Source organism: Ciceribacter lividus (assembly GCF_003337715.1).
In the GTDB taxonomy this organism is placed as follows: Bacteria; Pseudomonadota; Alphaproteobacteria; order Rhizobiales; family Rhizobiaceae; genus Allorhizobium; species Allorhizobium lividum.
Map to the genome: position 1 here is coordinate 168248 of NZ_QPIX01000010.1, position 16103 is coordinate 184350.

Here is a 16103-nt window from a genome sequence, read left to right on the forward strand (position 1 = left end):
TCGATTGCCCGGCTTCGCCGGCCGCTCCTCGACCCCCTAAAGGGGGGAGATCAGCATCCGGCTCTGCCCCGGCAGGTCAGGGTGAGGGGCGGAAAACATGCGGAATCATGGAACAAATGCCAGTGACGTCCGCCGTCGGCCCAAAGCGGTCATTAGAGACATGATCTGCGCATGCGAGATCGAACGGGAACCTGCCGTTGCTTGTAACATCATCGGCCACGACAATGTTGCTCTCATGACAAAGGCTTGGGATTCGCCTTCGTAAGAAAATGGGCGTCCTAAGACGCCCAGTTCCGAGAGACGAGCGACAGGCCATAATATGTTAGCGTGCCCGCCGATAATGCATGGCAACCGCGCCGCTGCGGAGCGGCTTGGCCGAGATCAGTTCGAGGCGTCGCGTGCTGTGCAGCCCGCTCTCGTAGAGCGTCGGACCGTGGCCGGCAATCCTCGGGTGGACGAGGAACTTGTACTCGTCGATTAGGTCCAGCCGGTCCAACTCGGTCGCCAGCTTGCCACTACCGAGTAGAACTCCGGTCGGGGTTGCGTCCTTTAGCCTTTGAACCTCCGTGTGCAGGTCCCCGGCGATGTGGTGGCTGTTGGTCCATGGGAAGGCCGTTCGCTTCGAGGACACTACGTACTTGGGCTTGGCATCCAGCTTGACCGCCCATTCGTGGATCGCCGGCGGCGCTTCTACGTCTCCCCGCGCCACTGCGGGCCAGTGGCTTTCCATCAACTCGTAGGTGACGCGACCCCACAGCATCGCCCCGCTCTCATCCATAAGACGGGTGAAGAAGGCGTGGGTCTCGTCGTCCGCTATACCCTCCCGGTGATCGATGCAGCCATCGAGGGTGACGTTGATAGTGAAGGTCAAATCTCCCATTCATCTAGTCTAAGCCAGATAATGTAGAACAGCTAGAGCCATCGCCAAATATTGATGCTGAACTTTGCAACGAGTCGGGAACGGACCCTCAGATATGCGATCAAAGATGTCCGCTCCTGGCGCAAAACTGACCGGGTTGAAGGATCACGCTGTGCATCATCGCCAAAGTGCGTCGATCAGGACTAACGATGCAAAGGAGGACATCGATAGGCCGATGCTGCAAAACATAGCCATTCGCAGCCGCTTAAACCGACTGTCGACGAAGAAGGGTGTTAGGCGAGAGAACTGCCGCCCCTTCCGTTCTCCCCACGACAAGCGTTTTTCTTCAGAGAACGTTGAGAAGTATTTGGTTCGCTGGAGTATGAGCAGGTTTGTTGCAATCACACCCGCTACGCCTAGCGCAAAAATGGCCATGAGCAGCAGGATTATCGTTTGAACCGCAGGCGTCTGTTCCCATCCCATGCAGCCGCTACTCCCACAATAACCCGCACATTATCCTGCATGGCCGCTACTGGCACAAGTCCGGCGGTGGCTCTCGGCCCCAAACCGGTCATAAAACCATCATGTTTCGCATAGTATGGCCAAGCCAAAAATTGTGAGGTGATAAGGAATGCTCATCAGGCCTGCGACATCCGGAGACTTCGATGCGCTCCGAAATGTAGAACTCGCATCGTTCGAAACCCTGAGAGATGCAGGTGCTGTAAGCGGTGCTCCAGCGGCGAGCAGCGATGAGGAATTGAACGAATATCTCGAACATGACTTGCTCTATGTGGCCTGCGATCAAAACGGCGTTGCAGTGGGGTACTGCGGCGGTTATCTCGTCGAGAAGCTCCTGCACATTGGGGAGATGGACGTTCATCCTGCTTGCCAGCGAAAGGGTCTGGGCAGGAAGCTGCTGACGACATTGCTTGATGAAGGCCGTGCAAGAAAGCTGGAAGGAGCAACGCTGACAACAGACCGTCTTGCACCCTTTAACGCGCCCTTTTACGCAACTTTTGGCTTCAGGCTCCTCGAAAAGGAAGCCTGCTCTCCGCGCCTTCGCAGAATTCTTGAGGCTGAAATCGAGAAGGGTCTCGACCCTTCTCGGCGAGTTGCCATGGCGTTGTCATTCTAGGCCGACCAAGCCGCAATGTCTCCTATTGGCGCGATCCTGCCATGACGGCAGTCGGCCCGACGCGGTCACCGGATGCGACGAAACCATTCCTTTTCCTGAGCGGCCCTTAGCTGGTCGAGATCGAAGTCCGTGTAGATGATGCCCTGTTGCTTGCCTCCCATTGCGAGCATCTGCCCCGACGCACCCACAGCAAAGGAATGTCCGTCATCTTTAGGTTCGGGGTAATTTGCGACCGCGATTCCGATCACTGATTGAAAAGCTGTTGCACGGACCCCGGCAACGCGAATGTCGCCGACCTCGACATCATCGACAAGAGGGCTGCTGTTCGGCACGAGGATGACTTCTACCCCAGAACGAACCAGATCGGATGCAACATCCGGAAACTCGCGATCCATGCACACCATGATCCCGACAGCAACCTGCCCACGGCGGATGTCAAGACGAAAAACTGAAGAACTATCCCCAGGCGCGCAGGCCTCTTCGGGCACATCGAAAAAGCAGATATGCCGCTTTCTTTGATGAAGTACGATGTCACCGTTACGATCAATCAGAACGGCGGAATTGAAAGGCTTGGGCTCCGCCTTCTCTAGGAAGGTTGCAACAATCGCAATCTCTGTTCTGCGCGCGGCGGCACGGAATTTTTCAATAAACGCTCCCTGCAAATCTACAGCGCCATCGAGCCACGCAGCACGCGCGGTGGCGTCTTGAGGATTGAATTTGCTGTATCCGTTCGAAAACATCTCAGGAAACACGATAACATCTGCCGCTGCGTCGGACGCGCTGTCGATGACGGCATCAATGTCTGCATCCGATAGAACCTGGGCGAGCGCCACCCGAAAAGACTTGGTCGACAAATGCACCCACTCCTCAACTAGCGTAACTTCATTTATTGCTCAGCGGCCTACGCCACGGGCAGGCATCTGGTCTGGAACGTATGCGAGCAGACGCGCCTGTGGCTTCAACGCCCGCAACTGGCGCGATCCTGCCAAGACGACAGTCGGCTCTAAGAGCGGCCAAATACCTCCCGCTGAAGCTTCCCCGTCTGCATAAGATATTGAAGCGTGTAAGCGATCGATAGCGCGTCGTCCAACGCATCGTGACCTCGCAAAGGAGGATGCGTCACGCCGTAATAGTCCGCGAGTTTGTTGCTTGGGGTTCTCGCCAAATCCTCAATCGGCATTCCGGCGGCAAGCAGAAGCTTTACGGAATTATCAAAACGATGAGCTGGAATTGAAGGCTCGATGCCCGCAATATAGCAACTGATCGCGATCATGTTCAGTTCGTCTTTTCCCCATGACCAGCACCGGGAACCTTCGGAAAAAGCGTCGAAGCTCGAAAGGGCGTCCCGCAAGGACATGCCGTCGGCATCGATCTTCTCGTCCGTGATGCCGGTCAGCTTCGTGAAAAAGGGATCGAGGGCATATCTGCTGCCAAATCGGTCGATTGGGTGGACGTAGGCCTTGAACGTGTCGATAAGCGGAAAATCGCCGTCGAGCCCCAACTTGACCGCGCCAATCTGCGCGATAACCGGATCTGGATCATGTGCCGCGCACCAAAATCTACGCTGCGAACCTTCAAGGCAGAGAAATTCGCAGTCGAATATGATCGCAATCTTCAACGGTCTCTTCCTTTCGCGAAAATCCCGATTGTTGCCAAACTTGCGCTTCTGACTATTGCTGCATCGTAGAATAGGGCGTTTCGCAGCAGCCGCAATGTCCGCTCCTCGTGCTGAGCAGTAGATCTCTCACGGCCCGAAGCGGTCATCAGGTGGTGCTAGCCGATGCTGCCGAGAACTTATGCATCAATGTATCCAAGGCCCCCGGAACGGCAATGTCCACGCACGGAATGTCCGATTCTCGCGCTGTCTCCAGCAGTTCGCTATTTTCTCGAAGTGACCGTTCGATAAACTTCCTGATGACGGCGGCGCTTGCCTGGTCCGCATCTCGGAGCCGTGATCCCTCGGTCAAACGTACCCGGAGGAACTCGTTGTCGCTGTATAGGAGCACCGGACGCACAAGACCGGGTTCGATCCCTGCCATGTATTCCGGCCGCAGAGCAGCGCCTTCTAAGATGAAGGGTTTCGAGAGCTGCCGCCTCGTTTCAATAATTTGCTCAATCTGAGGCCAGAGATTCTCATGGTGAACCTTCAAGAACCAATGGATAGTGTCATCAGAAAGCTTGGAGTAATACTCGGCGACCTGAGGCCTCACCGTTGGCCAAGGTCTACCTGGATGGCGAGCTAAGTCATCGGTGGAAATTAGTTCTCTACCGAGCGATCGTGCGACGGCCGTGGCGAATGTGGACTTTCCAACGTGGGAGGTTCCTGCAACTAGGATACCTAATGGCTGCTGCATACGACGAAGCTCCCTGCAAAAATAGTTATTCTGAATGAGCGGGATTACCATAGAGTGACCGCAATTGGCGCGTCGCCGCCCACCCCACGCCGGTATCGTTTGCCGGCATTTGCTGCCTGATTTCGAAACGTGGAGGGCAATCCCCTCCGCCACCCGCACTCACCCCTCCGTCTTCATCCGCTTGCGCACCAGATGGGCGGCGAGCGTCCAGGCGAGCGCCCAGCCCGCACCGATCGACCAGCCGGCGATGACGTCCGTCGGATAGTGCACGCCGAGATAGACGCGGCTTGCGCCGATGATGACGGTCAGGAAGATCGCCGAGCCGAGATAGAGCACCTTCTGGCTCCTCCGCTCCGCCATTTCCGCAAGCAGCGCCCCGAGCGTCAGGTAGACGACGGCCGAGACGGTCGCATGTCCGCTCGGAAAGCTCGCTGTGAACACGCGCGCCACGCCGGTGAGTTCGGGGCGGGGGCGGTCGTAGAAGGATTTGAGCGTCGTGCTCATGATCGTCCCGCCGATCACCGAGAAGGCGACGAACCAGCCGGTCCGCTGTCGTCCGATGAGGAAGAGGTGGATGACGACGACCAGCACGAGAATGGTCAGCACCGAGAAACTGCCGAGCGCGGTCACGTCGCGGGCGGCCTCCTCGAGCCAGGCCGGGCCGATCGGGTCGGCGGGATTGCCCGGCGTGCGCAGCGCCATCAGCACGCCCTCGTCGAGGCCGAGCGTCTCGCCCTCGCTCACCTCGTCGGCAATCACGCCGAAGGCGGCAAGCAGGCCGGCGACCACCGCGCCGGCGGCATAAGGATAGAGCGAACCGTTGTTGATGCGAAAGGCCATCCGTCTTCTCGTCTTCTCTTGCCGCGTCGAGGTGGACATGGCGGCTGGCGGCGAGGCGGTCAAGGCCGGCCCGGCGATCCGAGGTGAATTTCAGACACCGCCCATCTCCGGTTCCGGCGGCTTCGCCGGCTCGCGCACCTCGGTCATCGTCGCCTCGGTGAGCAGCAGGATGCCGGCGACCGAGACGGCGTTTTCGAGCGCGATCCGCACCACCTTGGTCGGGTCGATGATGCCCGCTTCCATCAGGTCGACATATTCTCGCCGCCCGGCATCGAAGCCATAGGCGCCGGAGCCCTGCAGCATCCGCTCCACGACGACGCCGTCGTCCACCGCCGAGTTGAGTGCGATCTGCCGGGCCGGGGCCTCCAGCGCGCGCTTGAGGATCTGCACGCCGGTGCGCTCGTCGCCCTCGCATTTCTGTTCTTCCGCGGCGACCGCACCGACGCAGCGCAGCAGCGCCAGCCCGCCGCCCGGCACGATACCCTCGGCGACCGCCGCCTTGGTGGCGTTGATCGCGTCCTCGATCGCGTCCTTCTTCGCCTTCATCTCGGCCTCCGCCGGCGCCCCGACGCGGATGACGGCGACGCCGCCGGAGAGCTTGGCGAGCCGCTCCTCCAGCTTCTCCTTGTCGTAGTCGCTGGTGGTCTTGTCGATCTGGCGGCGGATTTCCTCGATACGGCCCTTGATCCGCGCCGGTTCGCCGGCGCCGCCGACGATGGTCGTGGTTTCCTTGTCGATGACGACGCGGGCGGCCGAGCCGAGCTCTGCGAGCGTCACGTTTTCGAGCTTGGCGCCCGTCTCTTCCGAGATGACCTGGGCGCCGGTCAGCACCGCGATATCCTCCAGCATCGCCTTTCGCCGGTCGCCGAAGCCCGGCGCCTTGACGGCGCAGTTGTGGAAGGTGCCGCGGATCTGGTTGACGATGAGGGTGGCGAGCGCCTCGCCCTCGATGTCCTCGGCGATCACCAGCAGCGGCCGGCCCGACTTGGCGATCTGTTCGAGGAGCGGCACGAGGTCCATCAGCGCCGAGATCTTGCGGTCGAAGAGGAGGATGCGGGCGTCTTCGAGCACCGCCTCCATGTCCTCCGCGCTGGTGATGAAATAGGGCGAGATGTAGCCGCGGTCGAACTGCATGCCCTCGACGACGTTGAGGTGGGTTTCCGTCGTCTTCGCCTCCTCGACGGTGATGACGCCGTCGTCGCCGACCTTCTCGATCGCCTCGGCGATCAGCGCCCCGATCGCCTCGTCGTTATGGGCGGAGATCGCCGCCACCTGCTGCTTTTCGAGTGTCGTGGCGACCGGCCGCGACAGCGTCTTCAGCGCCTCCACCGTGCATTTCGTCGCCCGGTCGAGGCCGCGCTTGATGTCGACGGCGCTCGCGCCCGCAACCACGTTGCGCAGGCCCTCGGAAAAGATCGCATGCGCGAGGATCGTCGCGGTGCTGGTGCCGTCGCCGACCATGGCGCCGGTCTTTTCCGCCGCCTCGCGCAGCATGCGGGCGCCGAGGTTTTCCTCGGGGTCCTTGAGGTCGAATTCCTTGGCGATCGTCACGCCGTCGTTGCAGACGACCGGCACGCCCCACTTCTTCTCGATCAGCACCGATTTCGAACGCGGGCCGAGCGTGATGCGCACCGCATCGGCGAGAAGGCTTGCCCCGCGCAGGATTTTCGCGCGGGCCTCGTCACGAAAGAGAACCTGTTTATGCGCCATGCCGGACGTCCTTCATGTGCCGGCCGGACAAGGTCCGGATGCCGGCCGCTGCGGGAAAGCCTTCTACATCAGCATTTTATAACATTAGGCGCGGCGCCTGCCCACAACATTGGTCCGGATCAGTTCGGGGCAGGGGAGCGGCTTGCGTCAGCGTAGGGTGGCGAAAGTGCTGCCGATCCACGCCTCGAAGCGGCGGGCGAGACGGAGCGCGAGCCAGAGATTGAGATAGACGAGGACCGTCGCCGCGACCGACCAGATCGCCGTCGTACCCGGCGAGATCACGCCCGACCGGGCGAGGGCGGAGAGCGCGTAGAGACAATAGGGGAGCGCAAGCAGGCTGGTGACGATGAAGGGGCAATAGCCGCGCCAGAGAATCGTCTGGCCGACATGGACGAGAAGATGGAAAAGGAAGGCGACGAGCAGCCCCGCCCAGAGATCGTGGAGACCGAAGGCGATCGCCGCATAGGTGAGCGCGGTCAGGATGAGGAACTCCTCCAGCACGGCGAAGGTGAAGGCCGAGGTCGAGAGGCTGCCGTAGAGCGGCAGCACCCGCGCCGCGACGGCCGGAAAGCGGCGCTCCAGTTCCGGGCCGTTCTTCGCCAGCCACGGCTTCAGCATGATGATCTCCTCGAACTCGTGCAGCATGAAAACGACGGGCAGCAACCCCATCAGCATGTCGATCGTCATCGCCCCGACTCTCCCGGCTCCATCCTTGGTCGCGATCATAGCGCAAGCGCATCGGCCCGGCACGCCCGCCTCTGGAAGCCTGCCGCATATGTCGCGAAGCTTGTGGTTGCGTGTCCGCGTTTGACGTTTTCCACCAAAGGTAGATTGTTAACATTTCCCCGCTAAGAAGGGGCGGGGGAAGGCGCCTGTGCGCGGCGCGGATTGCGACCGGGGGCTTCAGGATCATGGAAAAGCACCTCTTCGGGCTCGACGGGCTGCGGTTTCTCGCCGCGATGGCCGTGGTCGGCTTCCATTTCCTCTTTCGCGGCGAGGCCGCCGGCGACCTGCCGCAGATGCCGCTGCCGGATATGCTCAGGAGTACCGCGGCCTACGGCTATCTCGGCGTCAGCATCTTCTTCATCATCAGCGGCTTCGTGATCCTCTATTCGGCGGAAGGCCGCACGCCGCTCGAATTCTTCGTCTCGCGCTTCGTGCGCATCTACCCGACCTTCATCGTCATGATGACGGTCACAGCACTCGTCGTGCTCGTTGCCGCCAATCCGCGCTTCGAGGTGAGCCTCGGGCAGTACGGCGCCAACCTCATGGTCTTCTCGCTGCTGCTCGGAGAACCCTTCGTCGACGGCGCCTACTGGTCGATCGTGCTCGAACTCGTCTTCTACGGCTGGGTCTTCCTGCTTCTCGTCATCAAGCGGCTGGACGACATCGAGGCGATCGCCTTCGGCTGGCTGGCGCTCTCCCTCGCCAACGAGGCCTTCTTCCAGGTCCGCCTGCTGCAGGATGCGCTGATCACCGAATATAGCGGCTTCTTCGTCGCCGGCATCGCGCTCCAGCGTCTCGGCAAGGGCGTTACGCCCACGCGGCTCGCGCTGCTTGGCCTGTCGCTCTCATACGGCGTCTTCACCTCGCTTCGCGGCGCTTCCTGGTTCGAGGCGGAATATGGAAGCGCGCTGTCGCGACCGGTGATTGCGGTCGCCGTCCTCGGCGGCGCCGCCCTCTTCGTGCTGATCGCGCGGGCGAACCTGCCGCGCCGGTTCTGGGGACCATTGAAGCTCGTCGGCGGCGTCACCTATCCGCTCTATCTCGTCCACCAGCACGTCGGCTATGTCACAATCCCGGGCCTTGCCGCCGTCCTCGATCCCCGACTGGCGATCCTCGTCGCGGTCTTCGGCCTTCTCGCCTTCTCGCTCGCCTTCCATACGCTGGTGGAGCGCTCGGCGCTGCCGGCGCTGAGGGCGCGGCTCTATCGTCTTCTGCAGCCGCTCGCCCCGGCGCTCGACCGCCGCCCGTCGTGAGGGGAGGTCGAACCCGAAGGCCCGGTGCTCTCTACCGCTTGAGGCTGCCGAGGATGCCGCGCACCAGCGCCCGGCCGACCGAGGTCGCGACCGAGCGCGCCGCGCTCTTCATCGCCGCTTCCAGCACCGATTCCCGCTTGTAGCCGGAGCTGCGGCGGGTGCCGTTCTTCGCCGTCTTGGTGCCCTCTTCGCTCTCGTCGCCGAAGCCCGGCAGTGTCCAGCGGCCGCCGGCTCTCTCCTGCTTCTCCTCCTCGGCCCGGCGGGCGGCCTCCGCCTCGGCGGCCTTGCGCGCCCGTTCGGTCAGGATCTCGTAGGCCGATTCCCGGTCGGCATCCTTGTCATAGACGCCGGAAACGGGGCTGACGGCGATGAGCTGCTGGCGCTCCGCCGGGGTAATCGGTCCGAGCCGCGAGGCCGGCGGGCGGACGAGTGTGCGCTCGACCATCGAGGGAATGCCCTTGCCCTCCAGCGTCGAGACCAGCGCCTCGCCGGTGCCGAGCGTGGTGATCGCGGTTTCGCAGTCGAAGGCCGGGTTGGGGCGGAAGGTCTCGGCCGCCGTCTTCACCGCCTTCTGCTCGCGCGGCGTATAGGCGCGGAGCGCATGCTGCACGCGGTTGCCGAGCTGGGCGAGCACGGTTTCCGGCACGTCGAGCGGGTTCTGGGTGACGAAGTAGACGCCGACACCCTTCGAGCGGATGAGGCGAACCACCTGCTCGATGCGGTCGACCAGCACCTTCGGCGCGTCGTCGAAGAGCAGGTGCGCCTCGTCGAAGAAGAAGACGAGCCGCGGCTTTTCCGGATCGCCGACTTCCGGCAGTTCCTCGAAGAGTTCGGAGAGGAGCCAGAGCAGGAAGGTGGCGTAGAGCCTCGGGTTCATCATCAGCTTGTCGGCGGCGAGCACCGAGATCATGCCGCGGCCGTCGGTGGTCGTGCGCATGATGTCGGAGATCGCAAGTGCCGGCTCGCCGAAGAAATTCTCCGCCCCCTGTTGCTCGAGGATCAGCAGTCCGCGCTGCAGCGAGCCGACGGAGGCCTTGGAGACAAGGCCGAACTGGCTCGAAAGCTCGCTCGCGTGCTCGCCCATGTAGTTCAAGAGCGCCTGCAGGTCTTTCAGGTCGAGGAGCGGCAGCCCGCCCTGGTCGGCGATCTTGAAGGCGATGTTCAAGACGCCCTCCTGCGCCTCCGAGGCATCCATCAGCCGCGAGAGCAAGAGTGGCCCCATCTCGGCGATGGTGGTGCGCACCCGGTGGCCCTGCTCGCCGTAGAGATCCCAGAAAATCACCGGCGAGGCACGGAATTCATAGGGCGAGAGCCCGATTGTCTCGGCGCGTTTCAGGAGGAAGTCCTTCGCCTCGCCCTTCATCGCGATGCCGGAGAGGTCGCCCTTGATGTCGGCGCAGAAGACCGGCACGCCGGCCTCGGAGAAGCTCTCCGCGAGGATCTGCAGCGTCACCGTCTTGCCGGTGCCGGTCGCCCCGGTCACCAGTCCGTGGCGATTGCCGAACTTCAGCTCCAGATATTCCGGCTTGTTGAGGCTGTCGTCGGGGTTGCGGCTGGTGCCGATGAAAAGCTTTCCGTCAACAAGCATGGGGCCTCGTCTTTCGCGGGGAGGGCGGCGCCCGGCATTCCCGCATTCATCCAAACAACAGGTTGTAACTATAAGGATAGTATGGAACATGACAACAGCCCGGTGCTTCCCCCGGTGCTCATCTGGCGCTTCCCCGGCGCGGCGGCGCGGCGCGGCGAAAAAGCCTGTGGGGAGTGGCCCCGGCGCTTGAGTTCGCAGGCGGAATTAATTACGTTGACGTTCACGTCAGAATTTCAAACGGAGGCAGACCATGAATGAACTCGTAAACCGCATCGCCACCAATGTCGGCATCGACGCGGATGTCGCCGAAAAGGCGGTCGGCATGATGCTGGGCTTCCTCCAGCGCGAGGCGGCCGACGGCCCGGTCGCAAAGATGATCGAGGCGATCCCCGGCGCCGTCGACCTCGTCGCCAGGTATAACGGCGAAGGCGAAGGCAAGGGCCTGCTCGGCGGGCTGCTGAGCGCGATCGGCGGCGGCGGCATCATGGGGCTCGGCCAGCAGCTGATGGCACTCGGCCTCGGCATGGGCGAGATTACCTCGCTCTCGCGTGAAACCATCGCCGCCGCCCGCGAATACGCCGGCGCCGACGTGGTCGACGAAGTCGTCGCCTCCGTCCCGGGCTTGAGCCAGTTCGTCTGATCTGATCAGCACATCGATTTGAACAGGCCGCCGGAGCGATCCGGCGGTTTTTTTGTCTTTGGGGGGTGGGGCGGGGTATGCATGAGGGGCTTTTGGATGATGATCGAAGGCGGCTTTACGCCTTCGTGTCGGCTGTCGAAATTTGACTTAGCTGCTCCCGGAGACAGACGATCTTGGATCATTGACAGTGCAATTGATCGCGAGAAAGCAGCATTCGAGGTGAACGGGGCACAGCGTTCGGGCACGAAAAGTAATTCATATGTGTCCGTGCTGCTTGCTGGTTGAGTGCGATTCAGATTTACTCCTGAGACGCTAAATGGGGGAGTGTAGACGTGTCGAACGTTATCGTACGTGCGGTTGTTCATGACTTGGTTCGTGACGACGTGGGGTTTTCCGTCAAACTAGCCGAAAAGCCCCTTGAAATTGGAACCACAGCGCAGCGAGTAATTGATACCCTTCATGAACTCTACGGGCGTAGAGGATCAAAGTCTCACGGCCGCTTCTCACCTAATACAGACAATTTTCCGACTTCAAGGCATCTCCGCAGCTACGTTGAGGATGACTACAACGACTTTGCAGTACTCACAGCCTCGATGATGGAGACATTGCGGAAAGAGGCCGGTACTCGAGGTGCGGCGCAGGGGGGGCACGTCTTCTTTGCTCACTTCACGCGAGCGAGTGCACATTATCTTCTTGTGGCTATCATCACAGACAAGTTGGGCGCGGCATTAACGAACGACCTTGGCGTGACTGATGTGCGGCATCTGGATATCGAAGGGTTCCGCTTTGCTGGCCGTATCGGAATATCGGCATGGCTCGCCGACGAGGCACGTTACATAAGTTTTCTGAAGGGCAAGGGTAATGTCGCCGACTATTTCCGCGACTTTCTCGGTTGTGATGCGCTTGTGCAAGAGCGTGAGGATACGAAGCGCCTAATTGCCGCCCTCAAGAAATTCGCGGCTGAGAAGGGTATGTCGTCGACGGAGAAAGATGAATTTCTCAAGCGCACAAAAGATATCTGCCAGCGCTATTCGAGAAAGAGGGAGGAGCTGTCACTTGCAGCGCTCGCAAATGAGTTGAACCCTGTCGACCCAGGTCCGTTAGCAGAGGCGTTGGCAGACACGGACCTCGGATTGAACGACAACTTCGTTCCCCACGCGCAAACACTCAGCGCCCTCACTCGAATCAAAGCGTCCACGAAGAACTGGACACTTGATTTTGACCGGGATGCTATTGCAACGGGTCAGATCGTCTACGATAAGGACGCTCACTCTCTGCTGATCACTAACTTGCCAGACGCGATGGTCCGAGATTTGGAAGACGAGCTCGACGATGGAACGGCTGGACTTTGAGCATCTTCTCGAACTTTATCGAAATACCGAATTTACCTCCGGTAGTCGCGAAGGCGTGCTCACCGTCGCGTCTGCAGAAGTCAAGGCAGTTCTAGAGCGGATCGATGCGGACCCTGAGGAGGCGAAACGGACCGGACTTGCTCTTCTCGACGACGCGCGCTCGTGCGTTGTTGGGGACAGAATACATGTCGAAGTAGGTAGTCCGCGTCCAGCGATTGGCATTCTTGTCGATAGTTTTGACGACCTCCTCCGTTCGCCGGATGCCTGCTTTTCTGAACCTCAGAATTACTTTGTTATTGAAGGCAAAATTGAACGTAAGACAACGCCGCCGCATCGCCTCCAAACAATCTACCGTCAGGTCCTAGCCGTTCTTTCAATTATCGCCGAGGCGGCAACATTTGCCGACAGAACCCGCAGAGAGCTAGTGTTTGTCGGCGACAGTAGGCTGGTTATTCCCGCATTGTTTCGAACAGCAGAGCTCGACATTGTAAACCTTGGACAAAGCGCCAAATTCTCTACCTTGTTCGATAGCCCGACGCACAGGGACCAGAAATTAGGGATTCTCAACGCTGCGATCGTTCGAATGGTGCAGTCCCTCCCCAGGGAGGACAGGTTACGCCATGTTCTTACGAATTTGGATATCATCAACGATGACATTCAAAACGGCTATAGACTCTTTGCATCCAGCTTCTCGTATTCAAAGGTGCGAAGTGAGCTCGCTGCGGCAAAGCTTGAATTCACGGGGAAGATTCACAAAACTATAGTCGATATTCAAGGTCAGTTGCTCGGGATTCCAGCCGCAACGATCATCGTTGCGACCCAGATGAAGGAACCCCAATCCTGTCTCCAGTCGTGGGCAAATACTGCCATCATTGCTGGTGCTTGGGCGTTTGTAGCGCTTTTGATCTTGGCGCTTATTAATCAATGGCTCACACTGTCGGCAATCTCCGCCGAAATCAATCGTCAAAAGCGCAAACTCGAAACTGATTATGCTGACCTCGGCAGCGATTTGACGTCGACGTTCAACGGGCTCGCGACCCGGATATGCTGGCACCGCATCGTCCTCTTTGTCATTGGGATCGTTAGTTGTGCGGGAGCGGCCGCTGCAAGCGTTGCCTATATTTATCTTATACCCGTTTCGCCAGTTTGCTCTTAATCATACCGGCGCCCTCCGCCGCGCCGTCCTCTCACCCCTTCTCCGCCAGCCAGTCGCGGAGCGCCGCATTGATGCGTGATTGCCAGCCGGGGCTGGTCTTGCGGAAGCGTTCCAGCACGTCCTGATCCAGCCGGATGGTGGTCGACACCTTCGTTTTCGGCCGTCCGACGCGAACCGGTGCTGCGTCCAGCTTCTCGCGCCACAGCGCTTGGCTGAGGTCAGGGGCGTCGTCCGGGCCCTGCCCGGGACTCGGTTGAGTTTTGCTGTTCTCCGCCATCGGCTTCTCCCGCTCGATCAAGCACCCCCCCTCAATCCCACTCGGGTGCCAGATGCCCCGGATTGACGATCCTTCCGTCGGGGCGGGCAAGCGCGGAGATCGCGTCCATCTCCTGCGCGTCGAGGTGGAAGTCGAAGACGGCGAAGTTTTCGGCGATCCGGTTTTCCGTCGCCGTCTTGGTGAGCGCCACCACGCCCTGCTGCTGGACGAGCCAGCGCAGCGCCACCTGCGCTGCCGTCTTGCCGTGGCGGGCGCCGATATCCTGCAGGAGCGGCTCCTTCGTTACGCGCCCGTCGGCCATCGCATAATAGGCGGTGATCGCCATCCCGTAGGAGCGGGCGGCGGCGATGACCGCCGTCTGGTCGAGATAGGGGTGGTATTCGACCTGGTTGGTGACGATCGGTGCCTCGGAGAGCGCCACCGCCTCGCCCATCAGCGCGCAGTTGTAGTTGCTGACCCCGATATGGCGCACCTTGCCGGCCTTCACCACCTCGTTCAGGCAGCCGATCTGCTCGGCGAGCGGCACCGGGCTCTTCGGCCAGTGCAGAAGCAGGAGGTCGACATAGTCGGTCCTGAGCTTCTTCAGGCTCTGGTCGACGGAGGGGAGGAAGTCCTTGGCGGCAAACTTGTCCACCCAGACCTTGGTGGTGAGGAAGATCTCCTCGCGGGGAATGTCGGATGTGGCGATCACGTCGCCCACCTCCGCCTCGTTGCCGTAGATCTGCGCGGTGTCGACATGGCGGAAGCCGGTCTTGAGCGCGAGCGGCAGGATGCGGATCACATCGGGGCCGGGCATCCGGAAGGTGCCGAAGCCGAGAGCTGGAATGGATGCGCCGTTGGCGGAAACGATCTGCATGGGGTCTCCCTCATCTTGCTGCGGCGGCGTGGAGTCACCCATGTTCGCGGTTTTCGCGCGGGGGATCAAGGCCGGCCCCGCGGGGCGGCGACCGGGGCGAAAATGTGAGCAATTCCGTTTACCCGGCCTTAGGCAATTCTCGAAACGGCCGCTTTTCTTCACTGAAGATTAAGGGGCTTTTCCTCCAATGCCCTGCGAAATTGGAGTGATGCCATGTCTCTTTCGGCCAGATTGTTTTCCGTTTTGTTTCTTTTTCTCGTGTCCGCGGGTGCAGTGAGCGCCGCCGAGTGGGTCGCCGCCAAGGTGAGCCAGCCGGTGCAGTATACGCTCGACAACAAGAGCTGGACCGCCGTCACGGTGGGCACCGCGATCCCGAACAAGGCGCTGGTTGTCACGGGCGCGCGCGGCCGTCTGGTCCTCACGCGCAACAAGGAAAGCATCACCTTCCAGCCGAACAGTCTCGCCTCGATCACCACCTCCGGCTTCTTCACGCGCAAGACCGAGGTCGCCCAGCAATACGGCGCGATGCTCTTCGACATCGAGACGCGCGGCAAGCCGCACACCTCGGTACAGACGCCCTTCCTGGCGGCGGTCGTCAAGGGCACGAGGTTCGAGGTCAAGGTCGACCGCAAGACGGCGTCGGTCAGCGTCGAGCGCGGCCTCGTCGAGGTCACCGGCTTTGCGAGCGGCGAGCAGACCCATGTCAGCCCCGGCCAGAAGGTCACCGTCGATCCGAAGAGCCGCAAGGGCATGCGCGTGCAGGGCATTGGCCCGAAGAATCCGGTCGTCACCGTTCGTCCGGCGGCGCCGAAGGTCGCAGCCCTCGGGCCGAAAACCCCGGATGCGATCGCCGCGGCGGCGGAGAAGACGAACAAGGCCGAAAACACCGGCAACACCGGACACATCGGCGGTGATGAGGCCGCAACGACTTCCGGCAGTGGCAATCCCGGCAACGGCAACGCCGGCGGGAGCAAGGGTAACGCCGGAGGCAATTCCGGCAACGCCGGCGGAAACGGCAACGGCAATAGTGGCGGCAACGGAAACGGCGGCGGCAACGCTGGCGGCAACGCGGGCGGCAATGGCGGTAATGCCGGCGGCAACGGTGGCGGCAATGGCGGTGGCAACGGAAACGGCGGTGGTAACGCTGGCGGCAACGGAAACGGTAGTGGTGGCGGCAACGGTGGCGGCCGTGGCGATAACGACCACGGTGGCAAGAGTGGCCACGATAGCGACCATGGCGGCAAGGGTGGTGACGACGACCACGGCCACGGTGGCCATGATGACGACCACGGCGGCAAGGGCGGCGACGACGACCATGGCGGCCGCGGCAAGAAGCCTCCGAAACGCGACTGACGAT

The 16103-nt window shown here is 61.2% G+C and carries 16 protein-coding genes; 7 read left to right on the top strand and 9 right to left on the bottom strand.

Going from position 1 to position 16103, the window contains the following annotated elements:
- Positions 1 to 322 precede the first annotated feature (322 nt).
- The gene (locus DFR48_RS17665) at positions 323 to 880 is read right to left on the bottom strand and encodes a dihydrofolate reductase family protein (RefSeq protein WP_114364526.1); all 558 of its coding nucleotides are present in this window, start codon (positions 878 to 880) and stop codon (positions 323 to 325) included.
- Between the two features lie 610 nt (positions 881 to 1490).
- Between DFR48_RS17665 and DFR48_RS17675 the strand changes: the two genes are divergently transcribed.
- The gene (locus tag DFR48_RS17675; RefSeq protein ID WP_114364528.1) at positions 1491 to 1994 is read left to right on the top strand and encodes a GNAT family N-acetyltransferase; all 504 of its coding nucleotides are present in this window, start codon (positions 1491 to 1493) and stop codon (positions 1992 to 1994) included.
- 65 nt (positions 1995 to 2059) lie between these two features.
- On the opposite strand, the gene DFR48_RS17680 is transcribed toward DFR48_RS17675, so the two are convergent.
- From DFR48_RS17680 to DFR48_RS17705, 5 genes are all read right to left on the bottom strand, one after another.
- Complete coding sequence (locus DFR48_RS17680; protein ID WP_114364529.1) at positions 2060 to 2848, bottom strand: carbon-nitrogen hydrolase family protein; 789 nt, start codon at positions 2846 to 2848, stop codon at positions 2060 to 2062.
- Positions 2849 to 2997: 149 nt separating this feature from the next.
- Positions 2998 to 3612: a 3'-5' exonuclease gene (locus DFR48_RS17685; RefSeq protein WP_114364530.1), complete on the bottom strand. Its 615-nt coding sequence runs from the start codon at positions 3610 to 3612 to the stop codon at positions 2998 to 3000.
- A gap of 895 nt (positions 3613 to 4507) precedes the next feature.
- Complete coding sequence (locus DFR48_RS17695) at positions 4508 to 5188, bottom strand: phosphatase PAP2 family protein (RefSeq protein WP_114364532.1); 681 nt, start codon at positions 5186 to 5188, stop codon at positions 4508 to 4510.
- 90 nt (positions 5189 to 5278) lie between these two features.
- The gene (gene groL / locus DFR48_RS17700; RefSeq protein WP_114364533.1) at positions 5279 to 6898 is read right to left on the bottom strand and encodes a chaperonin GroEL; all 1620 of its coding nucleotides are present in this window, start codon (positions 6896 to 6898) and stop codon (positions 5279 to 5281) included.
- Positions 6899 to 7045: 147 nt separating this feature from the next.
- Positions 7046 to 7585: an HXXEE domain-containing protein gene (locus tag DFR48_RS17705; protein ID WP_170141919.1), complete on the bottom strand. Its 540-nt coding sequence runs from the start codon at positions 7583 to 7585 to the stop codon at positions 7046 to 7048.
- 224 nt (positions 7586 to 7809) lie between these two features.
- Between DFR48_RS17705 and DFR48_RS17710 the strand changes: the two genes are divergently transcribed.
- On the top strand, positions 7810 to 8877 hold the full coding sequence (locus DFR48_RS17710; protein ID WP_114364535.1) for an acyltransferase family protein: 1068 nt from the start codon (positions 7810 to 7812) through the stop codon (positions 8875 to 8877).
- Between the two features lie 31 nt (positions 8878 to 8908).
- Here the strand turns inward: DFR48_RS17710 and DFR48_RS17715 are convergent, their stop codons facing one another.
- A complete protein-coding gene (locus DFR48_RS17715) occupies positions 8909 to 10465 on the bottom strand; it encodes a helicase HerA-like C-terminal domain-containing protein (protein WP_114364536.1) in 1557 nt (518 codons plus the stop codon).
- An 81-nt stretch (positions 10466 to 10546) separates the two neighbouring features.
- On the opposite strand from DFR48_RS17715, the gene DFR48_RS22020 reads away from it, so the two are divergent.
- The 4 genes from DFR48_RS22020 to DFR48_RS17730 all read left to right on the top strand — a co-directional run bounded on the left by DFR48_RS22020 (position 10547) and on the right by DFR48_RS17730 (position 13613).
- On the top strand, positions 10547 to 10723 hold the full coding sequence (locus DFR48_RS22020) for a hypothetical protein (protein ID WP_170141920.1): 177 nt from the start codon (positions 10547 to 10549) through the stop codon (positions 10721 to 10723).
- A complete protein-coding gene (locus tag DFR48_RS17720; protein ID WP_114364537.1) occupies positions 10716 to 11105 on the top strand; it encodes a hypothetical protein in 390 nt (129 codons plus the stop codon). The genes DFR48_RS22020 and DFR48_RS17720 overlap by 8 nt, the downstream gene beginning before the upstream one ends.
- 332 nt (positions 11106 to 11437) lie before the next feature.
- Complete coding sequence (locus DFR48_RS17725; RefSeq protein WP_114364538.1) at positions 11438 to 12457, top strand: nucleoid-associated protein; 1020 nt, start codon at positions 11438 to 11440, stop codon at positions 12455 to 12457.
- Complete coding sequence (locus DFR48_RS17730) at positions 12438 to 13613, top strand: hypothetical protein (RefSeq protein ID WP_114364539.1); 1176 nt, start codon at positions 12438 to 12440, stop codon at positions 13611 to 13613. Before DFR48_RS17725 ends, DFR48_RS17730 begins: the two co-directional genes overlap by 20 nt.
- Positions 13614 to 13644: 31 nt before the next feature.
- Here DFR48_RS17730 and DFR48_RS17735 read toward each other — a convergent pair whose 3' ends face one another.
- Together DFR48_RS17735 and DFR48_RS17740 are read right to left on the bottom strand one after the other, a co-directional pair.
- Positions 13645 to 13890, bottom strand: a complete 246-nt coding sequence (locus DFR48_RS17735) for a BrnA antitoxin family protein (RefSeq protein WP_114364540.1) — start codon at positions 13888 to 13890, stop codon at positions 13645 to 13647.
- 31 nt (positions 13891 to 13921) lie between these two features.
- Positions 13922 to 14746, bottom strand: a complete 825-nt coding sequence (locus DFR48_RS17740) for an aldo/keto reductase (protein WP_114364541.1) — start codon at positions 14744 to 14746, stop codon at positions 13922 to 13924.
- 213 nt (positions 14747 to 14959) lie between these two features.
- On the opposite strand from DFR48_RS17740, the gene DFR48_RS17745 reads away from it, so the two are divergent.
- Positions 14960 to 16099 carry a FecR domain-containing protein gene (locus tag DFR48_RS17745; protein WP_114364542.1) on the top strand — a complete coding sequence of 380 codons (1140 nt, stop codon included), beginning with the start codon at positions 14960 to 14962 and terminating at the stop codon, positions 16097 to 16099.
- Positions 16100 to 16103 lie beyond the last annotated feature (4 nt).

Coding starts and splice junctions, on each gene's coding strand:
- DFR48_RS17720 (WP_114364537.1), top strand. CDS start 10,716: ATGAATGAACTCGTAAACCGCATCGCCACCAATGTCGGCATCGACGCG.
- DFR48_RS17730 (WP_114364539.1), top strand. CDS start 12,438: ATGGAACGGCTGGACTTTGAGCATCTTCTCGAACTTTATCGAAATACC.
- DFR48_RS17740 (WP_114364541.1), bottom strand. CDS start 14,746: ATGCAGATCGTTTCCGCCAACGGCGCATCCATTCCAGCTCTCGGCTTC.
- DFR48_RS17715 (WP_114364536.1), bottom strand. CDS start 10,465: ATGCTTGTTGACGGAAAGCTTTTCATCGGCACCAGCCGCAACCCCGAC.
- DFR48_RS17710 (WP_114364535.1), top strand. CDS start 7,810: ATGGAAAAGCACCTCTTCGGGCTCGACGGGCTGCGGTTTCTCGCCGCG.
- groL (WP_114364533.1), bottom strand. CDS start 6,898: ATGGCGCATAAACAGGTTCTCTTTCGTGACGAGGCCCGCGCGAAAATC.
- DFR48_RS17705 (WP_170141919.1), bottom strand. CDS start 7,585: ATGACGATCGACATGCTGATGGGGTTGCTGCCCGTCGTTTTCATGCTG.
- DFR48_RS17695 (WP_114364532.1), bottom strand. CDS start 5,188: ATGGCCTTTCGCATCAACAACGGTTCGCTCTATCCTTATGCCGCCGGC.
- DFR48_RS17745 (WP_114364542.1), top strand. CDS start 14,960: ATGTCTCTTTCGGCCAGATTGTTTTCCGTTTTGTTTCTTTTTCTCGTG.
- DFR48_RS17675 (WP_114364528.1), top strand. CDS start 1,491: ATGCTCATCAGGCCTGCGACATCCGGAGACTTCGATGCGCTCCGAAAT.
- DFR48_RS17735 (WP_114364540.1), bottom strand. CDS start 13,890: ATGGCGGAGAACAGCAAAACTCAACCGAGTCCCGGGCAGGGCCCGGAC.
- DFR48_RS17665 (WP_114364526.1), bottom strand. CDS start 880: ATGGGAGATTTGACCTTCACTATCAACGTCACCCTCGATGGCTGCATC.
- DFR48_RS22020 (WP_170141920.1), top strand. CDS start 10,547: ATGGAACATGACAACAGCCCGGTGCTTCCCCCGGTGCTCATCTGGCGC.